This is a genomic window from Niallia sp. MER 6, from assembly GCF_023714395.1.
GTDB lineage: Bacteria > Bacillota > Bacilli > Bacillales > Cytobacillaceae > Niallia.
The window spans coordinates 67330-88240 of the sequence record NZ_JAMAUK010000008.1; the positions used below are offsets into that span (position 1 = coordinate 67330).

Below are 20911 nucleotides of genomic sequence, written 5' to 3' on the forward strand. Positions count from 1 at the left end.
TATTTCATTAGAAAAGTTTAAGGAGGAGTACATATGTCTGAAGAATTAAATGATATCGTTGTTCATAACTACACAGTTGGGGACCGCGTAACAGGTAAAGTTACTAAGGTTGAAGAAAAACAAGTTATTATTGCCATCAGTGACAGTAAACTGGATGGTATTATTCCGATTAGCGAATTGTCCAGCCTTCATATTGAAAAAGCAGAAGATGTAGTTTCAGAAGGAGAAGAGCTTGATCTTCAAGTTATTAAAGTAGAAGAGGATGCTCTTGTTCTGTCTAAACGTAAAGTCGATGCTGAAAAAGCTTGGGAAAGCTTAGAAGAAAAGTTCAACTCTGGTGAAATCTTTGATGCAGAAGTGAAGGATGTAGTAAAAGGCGGGCTTGTCGTTGATTTAGGTGTGCGCGGTTTTGTTCCTGCATCGCTTGTAGAAGCACATTATGTGGAAGACTTCTCTGATTATAAAGGAAAAACTATTTCCTTTAAGATTGTAGAGCTTGAAAAGGATAAAAATCGTTTAATCCTTTCCCATAAGGCTGTTATTGAAGAAGAGAAAAGCAAGCAAAAACAAAACTTGCTTGAATCTTTGCAAGAAGGACAGACGCTTCAAGGGGTTGTTCAAAGAATAACTGACTTTGGTGCATTCGTAGACTTGGGCGGTATAGATGGTTTAGTGCATATCTCTCAGCTGTCACATGAGCATATCACTAACCCTTCAGATGTTGTTCAGGAAGGTCAAGAAGTCAATGTGAAAATCTTAAGCGTTGACCGCAATAATGACCGAATTTCCTTATCTATTAAAGATACATTGCCAGGACCGTGGGCAAATATCGCAGAAAAAGCGGAAAAAGGCAGTATTTTAGAAGGAACAGTTAAACGTATCGTTTCATATGGTGCATTCGTTGAAGTGTTCCCAGGGGTAGAAGGACTTGTCCATATTTCTCAAATCGCTCATAAGCATATCGGCACACCGCATGAAGTGCTTAAAGAAGGGCAAACAGTTCAAGTGAAGGTGCTTGATGTGAATGAAGAGGAACAGCGCCTTTCCTTAAACATCAAAGACTTGACGGAAAAAGAGCAAGAAGAAGATGAAGTATATGAGCTGCCAGAGGAATCAAAAGGGTTCCAATTAGGTGACATGATTGGCGAGCAATTGAAAAAACTAAAGCAGCAATAATTTATAGAGCTGTCCAAGATGGGCAAACAGCTTCTCTAAAGGAGAACGTCGTTTGGTTATTCTTGGACAGCTCTTTTTAGTGTGTGTCAATCACTGGATTTATTATCGTTTAAGGCTCTGCCTTCACTAGGGCTTTGTAAACGTGTCGCCCCAGGATAATGGATAGCCTGGTCGCGGTCAGATTCGACGCGGTGGCTTTGTCTTAATTTCTTCTCTTGACGATCCTTTCCCACTTGTAACACCCCCTATCAATAGAATGATAAATAACACCCCACATTATGCAGAGGGATTTTGTCCAGCATTTGCCAAACCTTACTTTTCTAAGTTTAAAGTACATATTTAATTGACATAATGGAAAAAGTAGGAGAGTGAATAGTTATGGAAGGTAATATGTTTTTTTTGTTTGCTTGGATGCTCTGGTTAATACCCACTTTTTTTATGGAGAAAGATAATAATAATAGAAGTAAATACGCATCTTTTTTGCTTATAGCAATAATTTTATATCCTCATCATTTACCCTTTATGGGCATGGAAGTGTCTGTAGTGCTGCTTGTCCAAATAGTGTCAGCTTTTATTTATGCTGCCAGGCTACGGACGTCCCAGCAGCTTTATATGGTGCTGACAGCCTTTATGACAATGCTTGCTTATTGCGCTTTGCAGCTTTTAAGCATTCTTGATCCAGTTTGGCTGTTAATAGATAAAGACGTCATGCTTGCAGTAATGCTTGCTATTTTAAGTGTGATGCTGCATCGCACAATGGCAACTCAGGGTTTAATGATCATTATAGGAAGTTCTGTTGGCGAAATGCTGTACGGATACTTGCTCCATTACTACAGGATGGACGAAAGAATTGGAACAGCGGCCTTTTTCGACAGTCTGCTCTTATGTATAGCCAGCATAACAGCGTGGAATATTGCTAAAGTTTTCCTTGCGAAATTGGAACAGCAAATATACTTAATCGAAAAGGAGAAGCAAAAACTATGATGACCACATTTACATATCCAATTCTATTTGGACTCATTATCGGAACAGCTTTACGCATGTTTATGCTTCGCACTGATTACAGGCAATACCCGACATATCTTCACGGCAAGATCATTCATGTTGCACTTGGATTCATAGCGGCAGGTCTAGGCACAGTTGCCATTCCCTCCATATTAGATAAAGACTTTACAGCTGTCACCTTTCTCACTGTCGCTGCCTCGCAATTTCGGGATGTCCGCAATATGGAAAGAAACACATTAACAGAGCTTGACAGTTACGAGATGGTGCCACGTGGGAAAACGTATATCGAAGGAATAGCAATTGCATTTGAAAGCAGAAATTATCTTGTTATGTTTGCAAGCCTTTTGAGTACCTTTGGATTCATTACTTTCCATATATGGGGCGGAATTATTGCGGCAATTATATCGTTTTTTATCAGCAGGAAGCTCATGTCCGGCGGAAAGCTTCGCGATATTGTAACAATTGAATATGTTAAACCGAGATTTGAAGATGCTGGCTTGTATGTTGATAATATTTATATTATGAATATCGGAATACCAGCACGGCAGGAGGAAGTGCTGAAATACGGGATGGGATTTATCCTCACACCTAAAAACTTCAATGCCAGAACGACAATCGCAAATCTTGGGCAAAGACAGGCAATTCTGTACGATGTCTCGACTGCATTGGGAGTGTACCGCGATTCTGGAACACCAGCTTTAGTTCCTTTAGCAAAAAGAGACTTGGAGGATGGAAGGGTCGCTGTTTTTGTTTTGCCGCAGCATAATGACCCGGAAAAAGCGCTTGAGATTATTGGAGCAACTCCAACTCTTGAAAATGCCATCCGGATGCCGAGCAAAAGGCTGTTAAGAGAGGAAGAAGCACAGTGACGATTGAAAAGTATATATTGGCCGCTATAACAACGAAACCGGAAAAAGTAGCGCAAGGCACTGGCGTTTTTTATTGCAGCGACGTTAGTGAAATGGAAGTTTTAGCAACAAACTTGGAAGCTATTCTTGACGGGATTGCCCATAAAATCAGCGAAGATGTTTATATTATCGTCAAGCATTGAGCATTCAAGCAGTTAGTTTAGGACTGGCAAATCCCAGCATAGCTTAACAATTTTCTAGTACTTGCCTGTACAATGCTGCTCTGTTAAGATATATTAGTTAGGGGACTGCCTAAAAGCTTGGGCTAGCCCCTAATTGTTTTTAACGCTTTTGGACTGTGGCAAGCAGTATTGCGATCTTAGTTGACATGTCAGGCTGATTTAGAAGAGCTTGGAATAATAATTTACATAGTATTTGTTTGTGTAGACATAAAAGCAAAAAAGACTATTTTGGAGTATGGAAGGGTGTAAGTAAGAATGGCGAAACCTGTAATAGCAATAGTAGGACGTCCTAACGTTGGAAAGTCTACTATTTTTAATAGAATTGTCGGGGAGAGAATCTCCATTGTTGAAGATATTCCTGGTGTAACAAGAGACAGAATATACAGCTCTGCAGAGTGGCTGAATCATGATTTTAACCTGATTGATACAGGCGGAATCGATATTGGCGATGAGCCTTTTTTAGAGCAAATCAGAGCACAGGCAGAGGTAGCAATTGACGAAGCTGATGTTATCATTTTCCTTACGAACGGCCGTGAAGGTGTAACAGCTGCCGACGAAGAGGTAGCAAAAATCCTCTATCGTGCAAAAAAACCAGTTGTTCTTGCTGTAAACAAAATTGATAACCCAGAGATGCGCGAACAAATCTATGATTTCTATTCGTTAGGATTTGGTGAGCCGATGCCGATTTCCGGATCTCACGGCTTAGGTTTAGGTGACTTATTAGATGAAGCTGCCAAGCATTTCCCAAACAGAGACACAAAAGACTATGCTGATGATGTCATTAAGTTTTCTTTAATCGGCCGTCCGAATGTAGGGAAATCGTCGCTTGTTAATGCAATGCTTGGAGAGGACCGCGTTATTGTCAGCAATATTGCCGGCACAACAAGAGATGCGATTGACTCAGAAGTTACTGTTAACGGTGAAAAATACGTAATCATTGATACAGCAGGTATGCGAAAAAAAGGGAAAGTGTATGAAAGTACTGAGAAATACAGTGTTCTTCGTGCATTAAGAGCGATTGAAAGATCAGATGTTGTTTTAGTTGTTATAGACGGGGAAGAAGGCATTATTGAACAAGACAAAAAAATCGCAGGCTATGCCCATGAAGCAGGCAGAGCGGTTATTATTGTTGTAAATAAATGGGATGCTGTCGAAAAAGACGAAAAAACAATGAAAACATTTGAACAAAACATCAGAGAGCATTTCTTATTCTTGGATTATGCACCGGTTGTGTTCTTGTCTGCTAAGACGAAAAAGCGGATTCATACATTGATTCCCATGATTAATATCGCCAGCCAAAATCATACTTTAAGGGTAGAGACAAGTGTATTGAATGATGTCATTATGGATGCTGTGGCGATGAATCCAACACCAACAGATAAAGGTAAACGTTTGAAGATTTACTATACTACTCAAGTAGCTGTTGGACCGCCAACATTTGTTGTATTTGTTAATGATCCAGAGCTGATGCATTTCTCCTATGAACGTTTCCTAGAAAACCGTATTAGAGATGCCTTTGGCTTCGAAGGAACACCAATTAGAATTTTTGCGCGTGAAAGAAAATAATAGAGGTGGATCGTAATGGGTAATCATAAAAAAATTGCAATGATCGGAGCCGGAAGCTGGGGGACAGCGCTTGCGTTAGTGCTTGCCGATAATGGACATACTGTCCATCTTTGGGGTAAAAATGGACAAGATATTGAAGAAATCAACAAAAATCATGTAAACAAACGATATCTTCCAGACATAAAGCTTTCGGAAAATATCATTGGATATACGTCCATGCAGGAAAGCTTAAAGGATGTCCATTATATTGTCTTATCTGTTCCTACAAAAGCGATGCGCGAAGTAATCCAACAAATTATACCTTTCTTAGATGAACCAAAAACATTCATTCATGTAAGCAAAGGGATTGAGCCAGGAACACTGCTTCGCATATCTGAAATAATGGAAGAAGAGATTCCGGAGCGTCTGTTAAAGAGCATTGTTGTCCTGTCAGGACCAAGCCATGCAGAGGAAGTAAGCTTGCGCCATTTGACGACAGTAACAGTTTCTTCTAAAAACATGGAGGAAGCAGAAAAAGTTCAGGACTTGTTCATTAATTCAAAATTCAGGGTTTATACGAATCCTGATATTGTCGGTGTGGAAATCGGTGGTGCACTAAAGAATATTATCGCAGTCTGTGCTGGAATTACAGATGGGCTAGGTTTTGGTGACAACGCCAAAGCTGCACTTATTACAAGAGGACTTGCAGAGATGGCGAGATTAGGAACAAAAATGGGTGCAAATCCCCTTACCTTCTCAGGATTAACCGGCATTGGTGATTTGATTGTGACCTGTACGAGTGTCCATTCAAGAAACTGGAGAGCTGGTAATTTGCTTGGAAAGGGCTGTCCCCTTGAAGAGGTTCTTGAGAACATGGGAATGGTTGTAGAAGGAATTAGAACAACTAAAGCAGGCCAACAGCTTTCTGAGAAATATGGCATTGAGATGCCGATTACGAATGCTTTATATGATGTGCTGTTTAATGGGAAGAATGCGAAGGAAGTAGTGGAAGGCTTAATGGCAAGGGATAAAACACATGAGATGGAAGACCTTGTGAACATCCTTGCTTCCCAGTACGTAGAATAAGTCTTATACCATCCTTTAGTGAGCTTTAAAAATCTGTTTTTCGAAATTTGTTACGATTATTAGGCATTTTATGGTGTGCGAATGATGTATTTATGCATACAATGCTTTGAAGCAACCTGGTGGAATGAACAGGTGATGGGTTATATAGTCATGAAATCAAAGTAAAGGTTCCCCTGCTTTTACTTTGATTTTTTTTTGAATGAAAATGACTCTGTAGCTCCTATGTACACCGATAAAATAAATTTTTATAGAAATAGTCATAACCCTATCATTCATGTGTATATATGATTTAGAAGGGTTATTTTTTTTGGCGTGAATAAAAATCATAAAATAAGCTGAGCATTACTTTAACTTCTTTTATGATTTGCGATAAAGTCCGCTGATTATATGTTTTTTTACGAAGTAGTTTTTTAAGGAGAAGAAATCTTCTATAAAAAAAAGGGGGAATTTATAAAAGTAGTCATAATGAGATAGGACAACATCATAAATATATATTGTCTAATTGCATTAAATGGTTTTTGCTAATCTCTACACTAGGGAGAGTTCAGGAGGGGATCATTTGGAAAAGGTAAATATTTTTAAAGATATTGCCGAAAGAACTGGCGGTGATATTTACTTAGGTGTAGTGGGTGCTGTTCGAACAGGCAAGTCTACTTTCATAAAGAAGTTTATGGAATTGGTTGTTATTCCGAATATGGATAATGAAGGTGACCGTGCAAGAACAAAGGATGAATTGCCGCAAAGCGCGGCAGGTAAGACGATTATGACGACAGAGCCAAAGTTTGTTCCAAATCAGGCGGCATCTGTAACTGTGGATGAAGGATTGGATGTAAATATCCGATTAGTTGATTGTGTCGGCTACACGGTTCCAGGCGCGCAGGGTTATGAAGACGAAAATGGGCCTCGGATGATCAATACACCATGGTATGAAGAGCCAATTCCATTTCATGAAGCGGCTGAAATTGGTACAAGAAAGGTTATTCAGGAACATAGCACAATCGGTGTTGTCATTACAACAGATGGAACGATTGGGGATATACCGAGAAGTAATTACTTAGAAGCAGAAAACAGGGTTATTGAAGAGCTGAAGGAAGTCGGCAAGCCGTTTATTATGATTGTCAACAGCGCCCAGCCTTATCACCCTAATACAGAAAAGCTTCGCAGTGAACTATCAGATAAATATGATATTCCAGTTATCGCAATGAGTGTTGAAAGCATGAGAGAATCAGATGTCCTTAATGTAATGAGAGAAGCACTGTTTGAGTTCCCTGTACTTGAAGTGAACGTAAACCTGCCGAGCTGGGTAATGGTTCTTCGGGAGAACCATTGGTTGCGTGACAACTATCAAGAGGCTGTGAAGGAAACAGTTAAAGATATTAAGAGACTGCGAGATGTCGATCGTGTTGTGCAGCAATTTAGCGACTTTGAATTTATCGATAAGGCTGGTCTTGCAGGAATTGAGATGGGGCAAGGTGTTGCCGAAATCGATTTGTACGCACCAGATGAGCTGTATGATGAAATTTTGAAAGAGATTGTTGGTGTGGAAATCAGAGGGAAAGATCATTTGCTTGAGCTAATGCAGGACTTTGCCCATGCAAAAACAGAGTATGACCAAATCTCAGATGCACTGAAAATGGTTAAACAAACAGGTTATGGCATTGCAGCACCATCCCTTATCGATATGAGCTTAGATGAGCCGGAAATCATCCGCCAAGGTTCAAGATTCGGTGTAAGATTAAAGGCTGTAGCACCATCTATCCACATGATTAAAGTGGATGTTGAGTCAGAATTTGCACCAATTATCGGTTCTGAGAAACAGAGTGAGGAACTTGTCAGATATTTGATGCAGGATTTTGAGGATGATCCATTATCCATCTGGAATTCGGATATTTTCGGAAGAAGCTTAAGCTCCATTGTTAGGGAAGGAATTCAAGCAAAGCTTTCACTTATGCCTGAAAATGCCCGCTACAAGCTGAAAGAGACACTTGAGCGTATCATCAATGAAGGCTCTGGAGGGCTTATTGCAATAATCTTATAGGAAACTCTCTTTGTGGGAGTTTCTTTTTTTTGCATGCGTTAACTTCTCCCTACTAAATAATAAGAACTGGGCTATTTCTCTTAATTTGTCAGTTTCGGATATGTATGTAAATTTATTGATTTAATATTACACTTTTATATCAAATGATGAAAAGATTGCTATCAATATATAAAATTTCTTGATATGCTCAAACGATTATGATAATCTTTTAAAGGAATCAGCGTCATTACAGCGATTAAAGCATTATGATATACATTATAAATGCTTGTCACGTTAGTAGTAGCATTATGGAACCCTATGATGCTGCAAAGGAAAAATATTCTTGATGACGTATATAATTCCGATAAATTGTTTACAAATAATGATATGAAACGATTTTTTAGGATTTATTTGAAACATTTGGGAGGAGGTGAAAGGCATGAACAAGACAGAATTAATTAACGCAGTTGCAGAAGCAAGCGAATTGTCTAAAAAAGACGCTACTAAAGCAGTTGATGCTGTTTTTGATACAATCTTGAATGCTTTAAAAGATGGCGATAAAGTACAACTTATCGGTTTTGGTAACTTTGAGGTACGTGAGCGTGCAGCTCGTAAAGGTCGCAACCCACAAACTGGTGAAGAAATCGAAATCGCAGCAAGCAAAGTTCCTGCTTTTAAACCAGGTAAAGCACTTAAAGACGCAGTGAAGTAATTTACATACATTGCATATTATTTCTCTAAAAACCGCGAATTACTCGCGGTTTTTTCTATTTATTAGCATATTTTCCAAAAGTTTAGCCAATGGCTTAATGGGAATTGAATAGAATTGACGGTATTCGTGGTGTTCGTTCTTTTTATATGCTAATATGATTAAAGGAAATTGGATTGATAGCTTTGGGAGGAAAAAAAGAATGTCGAATGTTGATTTGGCCAAGATAGAAGATGCGGTAAAACAAATACTGGAAGCGATTGGGGAAGATCCTGAAAGAGAAGGATTGCTTGATACCCCAAAAAGAGTCGCCAAAATGTATAGTGATATTTTCTCAGGATTAAATGAGGATCCAAGAGAGTATTTTCATACTATTTTTGGGGAAGACCATGAGGAGCTTGTGCTTGTTAAAGACATTCCGCTGTACAGCATGTGTGAACATCATCTCGTTCCGTTTTATGGAGTTGCTCACGTAGCCTATATTCCTAGAAACGGAAAAGTAACGGGCTTGAGCAAATTAGCAAGAGCGGTTGAAGCTGTTGCGAAAAGACCGCAGCTGCAAGAGCGCATCACTTCAACAGTCGCTGATGCGATTCAAGAAATGCTTGATCCGCATGGTGTTATGGTCGTAGTTGAAGCAGAGCATATGTGCATGACAATGAGAGGCGTTAACAAGCCTGGTGCGAAGACAGTTACAACAGCTGTCCGCGGTAAGTATGCAGAAAATGCAGATGCCCGCACAGAGGTGCTGTCTTTAATTAAGTGACATAAAGGCTTGTCTTACAAGGCTTTTTAAGTGGTGTCAGCAAGCAAGTATGCTATAATAAGCTAGACTTTATACAAATATAATTTAGTTGTAATGTATATATAAAGAGAAATTTATGGGGGAACAAGGGTGATATTATGATGTTATTTCAAGAAATGGTGGAGAATGTGCGGGAAGAGGTATTACAAAAGATTGCTCATCCTTATCTTTTTAAGCATATTGATAATCCGATAATTGATGAAGACAAGCTTCTGCTTACCGTTTTTCTATTAAAGCAGGCTGACATAGATGACAGCCAAGTCATCACATATGCCACAACAACAATGCTTATTCAAATTGCCCTTGATACCCATGAGCTTGTAACCAATGACAGCGTTCATAAAGGAATAGAAAAGAACAGGCAGTTAACAATATTGGCCGGAGATTTTTACAGCGGTCAATATTACAAGCTGCTGGCAGACCTCGGAGATTATGAGATGATAAAAGTGTTTGCCGAAGCAATTAAAGAGGTTAACGAGAATAAGATGATTATCTATCAGCAAGCTTTTGCCGGACTTCCAGAATTGATAGATGCCATAGAAGCTGTTGAGTTTTCTATTTTAGATAAGCTTGTTGACCGTTTCCGCTTGCATAATTGGAGAACTTTTGCATTGTCGTTTCTATTTCTGAACAGAATGCTGCAAGACAGGAATACATATAACTTAACTGGGGATTCATTTTTATTCAGCATGCTGAATCGTCATAGTGGGGAGCTTGGCCGCCTTGCAGAGGATCAAGGATATCGTCTGTTCGATCCGGCAGTTCAAAAAGCGGCAGACAGCTTAACAGAAGCGCTTAAGAGCTATGCGCCTGATGAGGACAGCATCGGGGTCAGAACTGTGGCAGTTTTGGATAAAATCAAACAACAAATGTATGTGGAAGAAGGGTAAGAGCAATGCGGGAGCACCAATCAAAGGAAGAAAAAGTGCACCATGTATTCGAAAAGATATATGGCAATTACGATAAAATGAATACAGTAATCAGTTTTCAGCAGCATAAGATTTGGCGCAAAGAAACGATGAAAAGGATGAATGTTCCTAAAGGCGCAAAAGCTTTGGATGTTTGCTGCGGCACAGCGGACTGGACAATAAGTCTGGCAGATGCAGTCGGGTCAACTGGTGAAGTAATCGGACTTGATTTCAGCGAAAACATGCTGAGCATCGGCAAAGAGAAAACAAAGGATTATCAGCAAATCCAGTTGATTCATGGCAATGCTATGGAGCTGCCGTTTGCTGATGACAGCTTTGATTTTGTGACAATCGGCTTTGGGCTGCGAAATGTTCCTGACTATCTGCAAGTGCTCAAGGAAATGAGAAGGGTAGTTAAACCGGGAGGCAAGGTTGTTTGTCTGGAAACATCTCAACCGACAATGCCTGTTTTTAAACAAGGCTACTATTTCTATTTCCGGTTTGTGATGCCCCTGTTTGGAAAGATTTTCGCCAAAAGCTACAAGGAATACTCTTGGCTGCAGGAATCAGCTCGGGATTTTCCAGGAATGAAAGAGCTCGCTTCCCTTTTTGAAAAGGCAGGCTTGTCCAATGTGACGTATAAGGCATACAGCGGTGGCGTGGCTGCTGTGCATATCGGCTTTAAAGAAAAATAATGTCTGTATCTATTTTTGTACAGCAGTTAAAGACGGGTGAGGCTTAAGTGAAATTAAAAATGATGTATTCATTTTTGAATTCTGATTTAGAATTAATAGAAAAAACACTGGAAGATACAGTGAATGCCAACACTTCTATATTGAGAGAGTCGTCGCTGCATCTTCTTAAAGCGGGCGGTAAGCGAATTAGGCCGATTTTTGTCCTGCTCGCTGGTCAAATTGGCAATTATGACATCCATGTCATTAAAAAGGCAGCAGTCGCACTCGAGTTGATTCATATGGCATCCCTTGTTCACGATGATGTTATCGATGACTCGGACTTGCGCAGAGGGCAACCGACGATTAAGGCGAAATGGGATAATAAAGTTGCTATGTATAGTGGTGATTATATTTTCGCTAAATCCCTTGAAATTATGAGTGAACTGGAAAAGCCGGATGCTCATAAAGTGTTGGCAGACACGATTGTTGAGGTTTGCCTCGGTGAAATTCAGCAAATTAAAGACAAATACCAGTTTGAACAAAATGTGAGGGATTACTTTCGTCGCATAAAAAGAAAAACAGCTCTGCTTATTTCTGCTAGTTCTTTAGTCGGGGCTATTGTGTCTGATGTGGAAGAGAAGCATCAGAAAAAACTACATAAATTCGGTTATTATGTTGGAATGTCTTATCAAATTATTGATGATATTCTTGATTTTGTCGGTACAGAAGAAGAACTAGGGAAGCCTGCTGGCGGCGACTTATTGCAAGGTAATATTACTTTGCCTGTTTTGTATGCAATGGAAAATGATGTTATCCGCCAAAAGGTAGAAACCGTTCATGAAGAGATGGACCGGGAAGATTTGTTAGAAATTATAAGCTTGATTAAGAGCTCTGATGCCATTGAACGCTCTATTAAGGTGAGCAATATGTATCTGCAAAAAGCACTTGATGCGCTTGTTGATCTTCCGAAGGGTAGAAGCAAAACTGCCCTCATCAATATAGCGAAGTACTTAGGGAAAAGGAAGTTTTAATATAAGCTTTGCATTGTCGCTTTATGTATGATATCGTTTTCATGAAATCATTTTTTCTTACTACTACATACATAGGAGTGAATCAAATGGAGAAAACGTTTTTGATGGTCAAACCAGATGGAGTGCAAAGAAATTTAATCGGCAAGATTGTAGAACGCTTTGAAAGCAAAGGCTTCCAGCTTGTTGGTGCCAAGTTAATGGTTGTGTCAGAGGAGCTTGCTAAAAAGCATTACCAAGAACATGTGGACAAGCCCTTCTTCATGGAGCTGGTTGATTTCATCACTTCAGGGCCTGTATTTGCTATGGTGTGGGCTGGCGAAGATGTGGTGGCAAAGGCTAGGCTCATGATGGGCAAGACAAATCCTATAGATGCTGCTGCCGGCACAATCCGCGGTGATTTTGCAGTAGTAATGAGAAAAAACGTGATTCATGGATCAGATGGTATAGAAAGCGCAGCTAGAGAAATCGGCTTATTTTTTAAAGAAGAAGAACTTGTTGAGTATAATAAGCTCAGCAATAATTGGGTTTATTAATGCCCCTTACATAATATAGGCTGCCCTTTGAGCAAGTAATTGCTCAAGGGCAGCTTTTTTATTGTTTGAAAAGTAGTATGATTGCTGCCGTAAACAAAAATAATAGGAATGTCTTGTCTTTTATTTAATAAGTAGCTGCTAAATAATTGCCCCATTTCTTATCATTATCGTTTATACTAGTAAAAAAGAAAAATTACTAGCAGCAGGATGCGAGGTTTCATTATGGAAAAAGACTATCAAGAATTTATCAGGAATTTTCAGCAAATTTCAGGCATCGATTTATCTCTCTACAAAGAAGCGCAAATGAAAAGAAGGTTAACCTCTCTATATGAAAAAAGAGGCTATCGGTCTTTTAAAGAATACTCTCAAGCAATAGGAAAGAATAAGGAGCTTCTCGAAGAATTACTGGACCGCATGACCATTAATGTTTCAGAATTTTACCGTAATTTCAGACGGTGGGAGGTGCTTGAGAATAAAATTCTGCCGACCTTGATTAAAGGCAGTTCTAGCTTGAAGGTTTGGAGTGCAGCGTGTTCAACTGGTGAGGAGCCGTATACTCTCTCCATGATTCTATCAAACCACCTCCGTCCGACTAGCTTTCAAATTACTGCTACAGACCTTGATATTAATGCTATTGAACGAGCAAAGAAAGGCCTTTATGTGGAGCGCTCGTTAAATGAAGTTCCGATTGCGCAAAAACAGAAGCACTTTACCCAATCGGGAAGCATGTTTAAAATCAGCGAGGAAATTAAAAAGCCTGTGACATTTAAGCAACAAAACCTATTGTCTGATCCCTTTCAAGGGCCTTACGATCTAATTGTCTGCCGAAATGTCATGATTTACTTTACAGAGGAAGCGAAGGATATTTTATATCAGAAATTTGCGAATGCATTAAGACCCGGCGGCATATTTTTTGTCGGCAGCACAGAGCAAATTTTTAATCCTGGCAAGTATGGCTTTGAGACAGAAGATACATTTTTCTATAAAAAAGTATAAAAAATGCAGGTTTTTAGGATTTTTTACTATCCATATTCACGAACGTATGATATATTGAAACATATTTCCTTTAAAGCGTTGAAGGGAGAAAGGATTTTGATATGAGATATTTAACTTCAGGGGAATCACATGGTCCAAAACTAATTACCATTATAGAAGGTCTGCCTGCTGGTATGCCATTGACAGCAGAGGACATCAATGAACAGCTTGCAAGAAGACAAAAAGGGCACGGAAGAGGCAGACGGATGCAGATAGAGACAGATACTGCAGAAATCGGCGGCGGAATTCGCCACGGTCTAACATTAGGATCGCCAGTGTCACTTATTGTGGAAAACAACGACTGGAAGCACTGGACAAAAGTCATGGGTCAAGGGCCTATTGATGATGAGGAATCTAGTGAAATTAAACGTAAAATCTCTCGTCCGAGACCAGGGCATGCAGATTTAAACGGCGCAATTAAATATGGCCATCGCGATATGCGCAATGTTCTTGAGCGTTCATCTGCAAGAGAAACGACAGTGAGAGTGGCTGCAGGTGCTGCCGCAAAAAAATTATTGTCACTGCTTGGGATTAAGGTTGCCTCCCATGTGTTAGAAATCGGTGGAGTGAAGGCGGAAGTGACAGAATATCCTTCCATTGACAAAATCATTGAAATCACAGAACAATCACCTGTCAGATGCTTAGATCCAGTTGCAGAGAAAAAGATGATGCAGGCAATTGATGATGCGAAGGCGAACGGAGATTCCATCGGCGGAATCGTTGAAGTCATCGCAGAAGGAATGCCTGTGGGTGTTGGCAGCTATGTTCATTATGACAGGAAGCTTGATGCTAAGCTTGCTGGAGCAATCATGAGCATTAATGCATTTAAAGGAGTCGAAATCGGCATCGGCTTTGAGGCGGCAAGTAAGCCTGGAAGTGAAGTCCATGATGAAATCATCTGGGACAGTGAAGCAGGCTATACGCGCAAAACTAATCGTTTAGGCGGTTTTGAAGGCGGTATGACGACAGGAATGCCTGTTATTGTTAAAGGTGTTATGAAGCCTATTCCAACACTTTACAAGCCTTTAAACAGCGTGGATATTGAAACGAAGGAACCATTTGCTGCTAGCATTGAGCGTTCTGACAGCTGTGCAGTTCCTGCTGCAGCTGTGGTTGCTGAAAATGCAGTGGCATGGGAGCTGGCATGTGCTATTGTTGATCAGTTCTATTCTGATCGGTTTGACGGTTTGCTTGAAAATGTCGAAAAGCATCGTCAATATGCGAGGGAATTTTAATGAAAACAGTTCAAGTAAATGCAGGCTCTAAATCGTATCCTGTTTTTATCGGTGCTAACACAGTCTCAAAGCTGAATGCCTTTTTACAGCAGCATTTTCCCAATTGCTCAAAAATACTTATCATAACAGATGAGACAGTTGCAGGATTGCATTTGGCAGCACTTCAAAAGGAGATAACAGCATTTCCTGTTGTCTCCCATATCGTGCCTGCTGGAGAACATGCGAAAACATTTGATGTTTTTTATGGCTGCCACAGCTTTGCTCTTGAAGAAAAGCTAGACAGGAAATCACTGATTATAGCTTTAGGCGGGGGAGCTGTCGGTGATCTTGCCGGTTTTGTCGCTTCATCCTTTATGAGGGGAATTCCGTTTATTCAGGTTCCGACGACCATCCTTGCACATGACAGTGCTGTTGGCGGGAAGGTGGCCATCAACCATCCTCTTGGCAAAAATATGATAGGTGCCTTTTATCAGCCGGAAGCAGTTTTTTATGAAACTAGTTATATCGCAACACTGCCTGTTATCGAGCTGAGATCGGGCTTTGGTGAAGTGATGAAGCATGCTTTAATCAGCAATATGGAGTTTTATGAATCTCTGCTCAACGATATTACGGACCTAGCGGGTGTGCCAGAAGAACAATGGGCCGTACTTTTGGAAAAAGGGATTTTAGTGAAAAGCGATGTCGTGGCACAGGACGAAAAGGAAGCAAATGTCCGTGCCTACCTTAATTTTGGTCATACTTTAGGTCATGCAATAGAAGCGGAAATGGGATATGGAAATATGTCCCATGGTGAAGCAGTCGTAATTGGCATGCTGTTTGCATTGCGTTTAAGTGAAAAGAAGCTTGGACTGGATTTCGATAGTAGCCGCTTTACACATTGGCTCAAAACTTTAGGTTATGCAACAGAAGTGCCAAGCAGCTTAAGTGTGGAAGCCTTACTTGACCGTATGAAGCAGGACAAAAAATCCGTAAAAGGAACAATTCATTTTGTGTTGCTAAAGAGTATAGGCACACCTGAACTTGTCCAAATGGATGAACAAGAATTAAGAGAAGAACTACATATATTTAAGGGAGAATAAATCATGATTAGAGGAATACGGGGAGCAATCACAGTTGAAGTGGATGAAGAAACAGTGATTCTGGATGCAGCAGAAAAACTTGTGAAGGAAATGATAAGAAAGAATGCGATAATAGCTGATAATGTTGCCTCTGTTTTCGTTTCCGTCACGGACGACTTGACGTCCGCCTTTCCTGCTAAAGTGATTCGTCTTCAAGAGGGCTGGACATATGTGCCGGTAATGTGCATGAAGGAAATTGATGTGCCTAATGCATTGCAAAAGTGTATCCGCATCATGATGCATGTTAATACAGATACCCCACAAAAGGACATCAATCATATCTATTTAGAAAAAGCAATTCAATTAAGACCAGACCTTAAAGAAAAATAAATTAACCATACATTATTAGAGGTGAAAGTTAATGAAATGGAAAGAGCAGCTCCTAAATCTTACAGCATATCAGCCAGGCAGAACAATTGATGAAGTAAAACGAGAATTTAATCTAGAAAAAATAGTAAAGCTGGCATCAAATGAAAATCCTTTTGGCAGCTCGCCGAAAGTAATCGAAAGCCTGAAGGAAGTGGACGGCTCTTTTGCATTATATCCAGATGGATATGCGACAAATCTGCGTAACGCACTTGCTGAATTTCTTCAAGTCTCCCCACAAGAGCTTATACTTGGAAACGGTTCAGATGATCTTATTTTAATGATTTCAAGAGCTTTGCTAAAACCTGGCAGAAATACGGTGATGGCAAGCCACACGTTTGGGCAATACAAGCATAACGCTGTTGTTGACGGCGCTGAAGTCAGAGAAGTTCCGCTTACGGAAAAAGGAGAACATGATCTTCCGGAAATGCTTAAGCACATTGACGAGAACACAAGTGTTGTTTGGGTTTGCAGTCCTAATAATCCGACAGGAACGTATAATTCAGAATCTTCATTAGTTAGCTTTTTGAAGCAAGTACCAGAGGATGTTCTTGTAGTTTTGGATGAGGCCTATTATGAATATGTTATTGCTGAAGACTATTATGATGCATTGGAGCTTGCTAAACAGTTCAATAACTTAATCGTGCTGCGCACATTCTCCAAAATTTACGGACTTGCAAGCTTCCGAGTAGGTTACGGTGTGGCAAATGCGAATCTAATTCAAACACTTGAGCCTATCAGAGAGCCGTTTAATGTGAATACTTTAGGGCAAATTGCTACACAAGCTGCCATTAAAGACCAGGACTTTGTAACAAACTGCCGCATCAGAAACAGAGAAGGCCTTCAGCAGCTGTATACGTTCTGTGAAGAGCATGGATTGAATTATTATCCTTCCCAAACAAACTTCGTATTAGTCGATTTTAAAGTCGACGGCAATGAAGTGTTCCAATACTTGATGAGACATGGGTACATCGTCCGTTCTGGAGTACCGCTAGGATTCCCGACTTCTGTCCGCATCACCATTGGTTCGAAAGAAGAGAACGAAGGCTTGATCAATGTGCTTGCCAAGTTCTTGCAAGAGAAAGCAGCAGCCATTTGATTTTAGAAGAAAAGAAGGCGGTGATAGGATGAATGGTCGCGTCTTCGTTATCGGATTGGGACTTATTGGGGGATCACTCGCTCTCTCTATAAAAAATAAATATCCAAATACTGTTATTATTGGTTTTGATATAGCCGAGAAAAACAAAAAGCTTGGCAAAATGCTTGGAGTCATTGATGATTCAGTCGATACGCTAGAAGAAGGAGCTAAGGATGCCGATTTGATTATTATTGCAACCCCTGTTAGGGAAGCGGAAATCATGATGGAGAAATTGGCGCAATTACCTTTGAAAGAGCAGGTCATCGTAACAGATGTAGGAAGCACGAAAGGCAAAATCGTCGAGAAATCTCATCTGTTAAAAGAAAAGGGCATCACTTTTATTGGTGGTCATCCAATGGCCGGCTCTCATAAAAGCGGAGTGTCTGCCTCCAAAGCACTTTTGTTTGAAAATGCGTTTTATTTGTTAACTCCTGAAGATACAACAGATAAGAATGCTGTGCCATTATTGATGGATTGGCTGTCTGGCACAAATGCGAAGTTTCTTGTTGTATCACCAGCAGAGCATGATTTATTGACAGGCGTAATCAGCCACCTGCCTCATATCGTGGCAGCTTCTCTTGTTCATCAAGCGGATGCAACCAGCAAGACAAACGAGCTTGTGACAAGGCTTGCTGCTGGAGGATTCAGGGATATAACAAGAATTGCTTCAAGCAGCCCTGCGATGTGGCGGGATATTCTTCTTCATAATAAAGAAGTGCTGCTCGAGCTCCTTGACAGCTGGGTGGTTGAGATGGAGAAGGTAAGGCATTTGATTAGGGAAGAGGAATCAAGTGAAATCTTTGATTATTTCCAAAAAGCGAAAAATGTCAGAGATGAGCTGCCGCAAAACCAAAAGGGTGCGATTCCTGCCTTCTATGACTTATATGTAGATGTTCCTGACTATCCAGGGATTATTTCTGAAGTAACAGGGTTTTTGGCTAAGGAAAATATTAGTATCACCAATATTCGTATTGTGGAAACAAGAGAAGAAATATACGGTGTGTTAGTGATAAGCTTCCAGACAGAAGAGGATCGTACAAGGGCGCAGGCTTGTATTGCTGCATATTCCAACTACGAGACCTCTATTGGATAAAGACTTGTATGGATTAAGGTGATAATATGGATCAAAAACAGTTGAAGCGAGCACAAGGGCCGCTTGCAGGGGAAATCGCTATACCGGGAGATAAGTCTATCTCCCATCGCTCTGTTATGTTCGGCTCAATTGCAGAGGGAAAGACGACCGTTACAAATTTCTTAATGGGAGAAGATTGTTTAAGCACAATCGCTTGCTTTAAGAAGCTCGGTGTTAACATTCAGCATGATAATGAGAAAGTGATAATTGAATCTAATGGGCTTGCAGGTCTTAAGGAGCCTAACGAACTGCTTGATGTAGGGAATTCCGGCACGACAATCAGATTGATGTCGGGAATTCTTGCAGGAAGAGATTTTCACAGCACATTGGCAGGAGACAGCTCCATCGCCAAACGTCCGATGACCAGAGTGGTCAACCCTCTTAAAGAGATGGGTGCAAAAATCGATGGAAGAAGCAACGGAGAGTTCACGCCTCTTTCCATTCGCGGACAAAAACTAAAGGCAATCTCTTATAAACTTCCTGTGGCTAGTGCTCAGGTGAAGTCCTCTATTTTGTTTGCAGGTTTACAGGCAGAAGGTACAACAACAGTTGTGGAGCCAGTGTCAACGAGAGATCATACGGAAAGAATGATCAAAGCATTCGGCGGGGATATTCGTGTAGATGGACAAAATATTCAGGTTACAGGCGGTCAAAAGCTTGTGGCAGCAGATATCCACGTGCCTGGTGATATCTCTTCTGCAGCATTCTTCCTTGTCGCTGCAAGCATTGTTCCAGGCAGCTTTGTTACATTAAAAAATGTCGGCTTAAATCCGACAAGAACGGGAATTATCGATGTTCTTGAAAAAATGGGAGCGAGAGTTACAATTATTGACTCTAAGGATGAGTTTGAACCATCCGGTGACCTTCAAGTGGAGGCTTCTTCTTTAAAGGGTACAACAGTTGAAGGCGATATTATCCCTAGATTGATTGATGAAATCCCAATTATTGCTTTGCTGGCAACGCAAGCAGAAGGAACAACTGTCATTAAAGATGCAGAAGAACTGAAAGTGAAGGAAACGAACCGCATTGATACGGTTGTCCATGAATTAAAAAAACTTGGTGCTGATATTGAAGCGACAGAAGATGGCATGATTATCCGCGGAGGTGCTACTCTTAAAGGTGCTGCAGTCGACAGCCACGGCGACCATCGAATCGGCATGATGCTTGCTGTAGCATCATTAGTAACAGAAGGGGATATTATCCTTGAAAACGCCGAGGCAATTTCCGTTTCATATCCATCATTCTTCGAACATATGGAGAGCTTGACAGTTTAAGCTGTGAAAATAAGGAAGAAAAAAGAGGTGTCTAAAAAACACCTCTTTTTTCTATGGTAAAAACATTAGTCATAAAATCTCCAAAATTATCATAGCTTGTCTTAAAAAGCTTGGTGGTGGGTATATGGCATATATCATTGAAAATATAAGTATTTTAAAAAAACAGTCACTAAAAAAGACTTCCATGCTCATTCAAGACAATCGGATTGATGCATTGAAGGAGCGCTTCGCAAAGGAGCGCAGCATAAGAATGGACGGAAATTCGTATATTATGACACCAACACCTATTGTATACGATAATGATGTGACAAAACTGAAGCCGAGTGAGCAAAAGGAGCATATTCAAGCTATGATAAAAAGGGGCTGCACAATGGTCCTGACAGCATGTGATGTCAGAAAGGAACGAGAGCTATCGGCCGAACTAAAAAAGACAAAAAATATGCTGTTGAATTGTGCCGTCGATTATGTTATATGTATTAAAATCCCCCTCAAAATCCTAACAGCAAGTCTGATCAGATCTTGTAAAAAAGAAAAAATTCCAGCTGTTATCGTGGAAATTAATCAAGCTGAAGATTTATATAAAGTTCCTTGGGGTTGGATAAAAGAGGCAGCTTTCCCGTTTAATTGTCCGCTGATCCCCCAATTTTTAATGGAAGACGAAGAGGAGCGGACAAAAGCGCAAACAGCATGGTCAATCATCATGCGAGATGCCAATATTTCTTCTCTTAAGAAAGAATTAATGGAAAATGATATTATCTCCTATGAGGCACTTATCAAGATAGGAATTTATCCGTTTAAAGGCAATATTTATCAAGGGGGAGAAGTTACCTATAATCTTTATGAAAAAAGCCGCTCAATCATAAATATTGATGAAAAGGAATTATACCATTATCATTATAATAAGATACTTGTCACCTACCATAAAGGTGTATGCGTTCGAGCTGGTGAAAAAGTGTTCTACCATCCTGGATTTGGAGATCAGATGGAAATAAAAGTACCTTCCTTCTTTAGCACAGGAGGAGTTTAGAAAGGAT

The 20911-nt window shown here is 40.2% G+C and carries 22 protein-coding genes; 21 read left to right on the plus strand and 1 reads right to left on the minus strand.

Annotated features, from left to right (window positions below):
- Positions 1-33 precede the first annotated feature (33 nt).
- Positions 34-1176, plus strand: coding sequence for a 30S ribosomal protein S1 (gene rpsA, locus M3600_RS12570; RefSeq protein WP_233313344.1), 1143 nt, complete (start codon positions 34-36; stop codon positions 1174-1176).
- An 86-nt stretch (positions 1177-1262) separates the two neighbouring features.
- Here the strand turns inward: rpsA and M3600_RS12575 are convergent, their stop codons facing one another.
- Positions 1263-1409 (minus strand): YpzI family protein, encoded by a 147-nt coding sequence (locus tag M3600_RS12575; RefSeq protein ID WP_233313345.1) that lies wholly within the window; start codon positions 1407-1409, stop codon positions 1263-1265.
- A 145-nt stretch (positions 1410-1554) separates the two neighbouring features.
- Here M3600_RS12575 and M3600_RS12580 point away from each other — a divergent pair, with 145 nt between their 5' ends.
- From M3600_RS12580 to M3600_RS12675, 20 genes are all read left to right on the plus strand, one after another.
- A complete protein-coding gene (locus tag M3600_RS12580; protein ID WP_251646263.1) occupies positions 1555-2160 on the plus strand; it encodes a YphA family membrane protein in 606 nt (201 codons plus the stop codon).
- Positions 2160-3050, plus strand: coding sequence for a YIEGIA family protein (locus tag M3600_RS12585; RefSeq protein ID WP_233314720.1), 891 nt, complete (start codon positions 2160-2162; stop codon positions 3048-3050). The genes M3600_RS12580 and M3600_RS12585 overlap by 1 nt, the downstream gene beginning before the upstream one ends.
- Positions 3047-3232 carry a capping complex subunit for YIEGIA gene (locus tag M3600_RS12590; RefSeq protein ID WP_251646265.1) on the plus strand — a complete coding sequence of 62 codons (186 nt, stop codon included), beginning with the start codon at positions 3047-3049 and terminating at the stop codon, positions 3230-3232. Before M3600_RS12585 ends, M3600_RS12590 begins: the two co-directional genes overlap by 4 nt.
- A 294-nt stretch (positions 3233-3526) precedes the next feature.
- The gene (gene der / locus M3600_RS12595; protein ID WP_233313348.1) at positions 3527-4837 is read left to right on the plus strand and encodes a ribosome biogenesis GTPase Der; all 1311 of its coding nucleotides are present in this window, start codon (positions 3527-3529) and stop codon (positions 4835-4837) included.
- A 15-nt stretch (positions 4838-4852) separates the two neighbouring features.
- The gene (locus tag M3600_RS12600; protein WP_233313349.1) at positions 4853-5902 is read left to right on the plus strand and encodes an NAD(P)H-dependent glycerol-3-phosphate dehydrogenase; all 1050 of its coding nucleotides are present in this window, start codon (positions 4853-4855) and stop codon (positions 5900-5902) included.
- Between the two features lie 559 nt (positions 5903-6461).
- Entirely contained in the window at positions 6462-7940 is a 1479-nt protein-coding gene (gene spoIVA, locus M3600_RS12605) for a stage IV sporulation protein A (protein WP_251646267.1), read from the plus strand.
- A gap of 418 nt (positions 7941-8358) precedes the next feature.
- Positions 8359-8631, plus strand: a complete 273-nt coding sequence (locus M3600_RS12610) for an HU family DNA-binding protein (protein WP_016203034.1) — start codon at positions 8359-8361, stop codon at positions 8629-8631.
- Positions 8632-8830: 199 nt separating this feature from the next.
- A complete protein-coding gene (gene folE / locus M3600_RS12615; RefSeq protein WP_233313351.1) occupies positions 8831-9394 on the plus strand; it encodes a GTP cyclohydrolase I FolE in 564 nt (187 codons plus the stop codon).
- A gap of 137 nt (positions 9395-9531) precedes the next feature.
- Positions 9532-10323: a heptaprenyl diphosphate synthase component 1 gene (locus M3600_RS12620; protein ID WP_251646269.1), complete on the plus strand. Its 792-nt coding sequence runs from the start codon at positions 9532-9534 to the stop codon at positions 10321-10323.
- A gap of 5 nt (positions 10324-10328) precedes the next feature.
- Positions 10329-11036 carry a demethylmenaquinone methyltransferase gene (locus M3600_RS12625; protein WP_233313353.1) on the plus strand — a complete coding sequence of 236 codons (708 nt, stop codon included), beginning with the start codon at positions 10329-10331 and terminating at the stop codon, positions 11034-11036.
- Between the two features lie 47 nt (positions 11037-11083).
- On the plus strand, positions 11084-12046 hold the full coding sequence (hepT, locus tag M3600_RS12630; RefSeq protein WP_233313354.1) for a heptaprenyl diphosphate synthase component II: 963 nt from the start codon (positions 11084-11086) through the stop codon (positions 12044-12046).
- An 86-nt stretch (positions 12047-12132) separates the two neighbouring features.
- On the plus strand, positions 12133-12579 hold the full coding sequence (ndk, locus tag M3600_RS12635; protein ID WP_233313356.1) for a nucleoside-diphosphate kinase: 447 nt from the start codon (positions 12133-12135) through the stop codon (positions 12577-12579).
- 222 nt (positions 12580-12801) lie between these two features.
- Positions 12802-13575 carry a CheR family methyltransferase gene (locus M3600_RS12640; RefSeq protein WP_233313357.1) on the plus strand — a complete coding sequence of 258 codons (774 nt, stop codon included), beginning with the start codon at positions 12802-12804 and terminating at the stop codon, positions 13573-13575.
- A gap of 101 nt (positions 13576-13676) precedes the next feature.
- Positions 13677-14849 (plus strand): chorismate synthase, encoded by a 1173-nt coding sequence (gene aroC / locus M3600_RS12645; RefSeq protein ID WP_233313358.1) that lies wholly within the window; start codon positions 13677-13679, stop codon positions 14847-14849.
- A complete protein-coding gene (aroB, locus tag M3600_RS12650) occupies positions 14849-15928 on the plus strand; it encodes a 3-dehydroquinate synthase (protein ID WP_233313359.1) in 1080 nt (359 codons plus the stop codon). The genes aroC and aroB overlap by 1 nt, the downstream gene beginning before the upstream one ends.
- 3 nt (positions 15929-15931) lie before the next feature.
- Positions 15932-16297, plus strand: coding sequence for a chorismate mutase (gene aroH, locus M3600_RS12655; RefSeq protein ID WP_233313360.1), 366 nt, complete (start codon positions 15932-15934; stop codon positions 16295-16297).
- A 31-nt stretch (positions 16298-16328) separates the two neighbouring features.
- On the plus strand, positions 16329-17432 hold the full coding sequence (gene hisC / locus M3600_RS12660; RefSeq protein WP_233313361.1) for a histidinol-phosphate transaminase: 1104 nt from the start codon (positions 16329-16331) through the stop codon (positions 17430-17432).
- Between the two features lie 28 nt (positions 17433-17460).
- On the plus strand, positions 17461-18564 hold the full coding sequence (locus M3600_RS12665) for a prephenate dehydrogenase (RefSeq protein WP_233313362.1): 1104 nt from the start codon (positions 17461-17463) through the stop codon (positions 18562-18564).
- Between the two features lie 26 nt (positions 18565-18590).
- Positions 18591-19877, plus strand: a complete 1287-nt coding sequence (aroA, locus tag M3600_RS12670) for a 3-phosphoshikimate 1-carboxyvinyltransferase (protein ID WP_251646271.1) — start codon at positions 18591-18593, stop codon at positions 19875-19877.
- Between the two features lie 124 nt (positions 19878-20001).
- Positions 20002-20904: a hypothetical protein gene (locus M3600_RS12675; protein ID WP_237941658.1), complete on the plus strand. Its 903-nt coding sequence runs from the start codon at positions 20002-20004 to the stop codon at positions 20902-20904.
- The last annotated feature ends 7 nt before the right edge of the window (positions 20905-20911 follow it).

Excerpts from the sequence above, each read along its gene's own strand:
- rpsA (WP_233313344.1), top strand. The coding sequence starts at position 34 with ATGTCTGAAGAATTAAATGATATCGTTGTTCATAACTACACAGTTGGG.
- M3600_RS12580 (WP_251646263.1), top strand. The coding sequence starts at position 1,555 with ATGGAAGGTAATATGTTTTTTTTGTTTGCTTGGATGCTCTGGTTAATA.
- M3600_RS12585 (WP_233314720.1), top strand. The coding sequence starts at position 2,160 with ATGACCACATTTACATATCCAATTCTATTTGGACTCATTATCGGAACA.
- der (WP_233313348.1), top strand. The coding sequence starts at position 3,527 with ATGGCGAAACCTGTAATAGCAATAGTAGGACGTCCTAACGTTGGAAAG.
- M3600_RS12600 (WP_233313349.1), top strand. The coding sequence starts at position 4,853 with ATGGGTAATCATAAAAAAATTGCAATGATCGGAGCCGGAAGCTGGGGG.
- M3600_RS12610 (WP_016203034.1), top strand. The coding sequence starts at position 8,359 with ATGAACAAGACAGAATTAATTAACGCAGTTGCAGAAGCAAGCGAATTG.
- folE (WP_233313351.1), top strand. The coding sequence starts at position 8,831 with ATGTCGAATGTTGATTTGGCCAAGATAGAAGATGCGGTAAAACAAATA.
- M3600_RS12620 (WP_251646269.1), top strand. The coding sequence starts at position 9,532 with ATGATGTTATTTCAAGAAATGGTGGAGAATGTGCGGGAAGAGGTATTA.
- M3600_RS12625 (WP_233313353.1), top strand. The coding sequence starts at position 10,329 with ATGCGGGAGCACCAATCAAAGGAAGAAAAAGTGCACCATGTATTCGAA.
- ndk (WP_233313356.1), top strand. The coding sequence starts at position 12,133 with ATGGAGAAAACGTTTTTGATGGTCAAACCAGATGGAGTGCAAAGAAAT.
- M3600_RS12640 (WP_233313357.1), top strand. The coding sequence starts at position 12,802 with ATGGAAAAAGACTATCAAGAATTTATCAGGAATTTTCAGCAAATTTCA.
- aroC (WP_233313358.1), top strand. The coding sequence starts at position 13,677 with ATGAGATATTTAACTTCAGGGGAATCACATGGTCCAAAACTAATTACC.
- aroB (WP_233313359.1), top strand. The coding sequence starts at position 14,849 with ATGAAAACAGTTCAAGTAAATGCAGGCTCTAAATCGTATCCTGTTTTT.
- aroH (WP_233313360.1), top strand. The coding sequence starts at position 15,932 with ATGATTAGAGGAATACGGGGAGCAATCACAGTTGAAGTGGATGAAGAA.
- hisC (WP_233313361.1), top strand. The coding sequence starts at position 16,329 with ATGAAATGGAAAGAGCAGCTCCTAAATCTTACAGCATATCAGCCAGGC.
- M3600_RS12665 (WP_233313362.1), top strand. The coding sequence starts at position 17,461 with ATGAATGGTCGCGTCTTCGTTATCGGATTGGGACTTATTGGGGGATCA.
- aroA (WP_251646271.1), top strand. The coding sequence starts at position 18,591 with ATGGATCAAAAACAGTTGAAGCGAGCACAAGGGCCGCTTGCAGGGGAA.
- M3600_RS12675 (WP_237941658.1), top strand. The coding sequence starts at position 20,002 with ATGGCATATATCATTGAAAATATAAGTATTTTAAAAAAACAGTCACTA.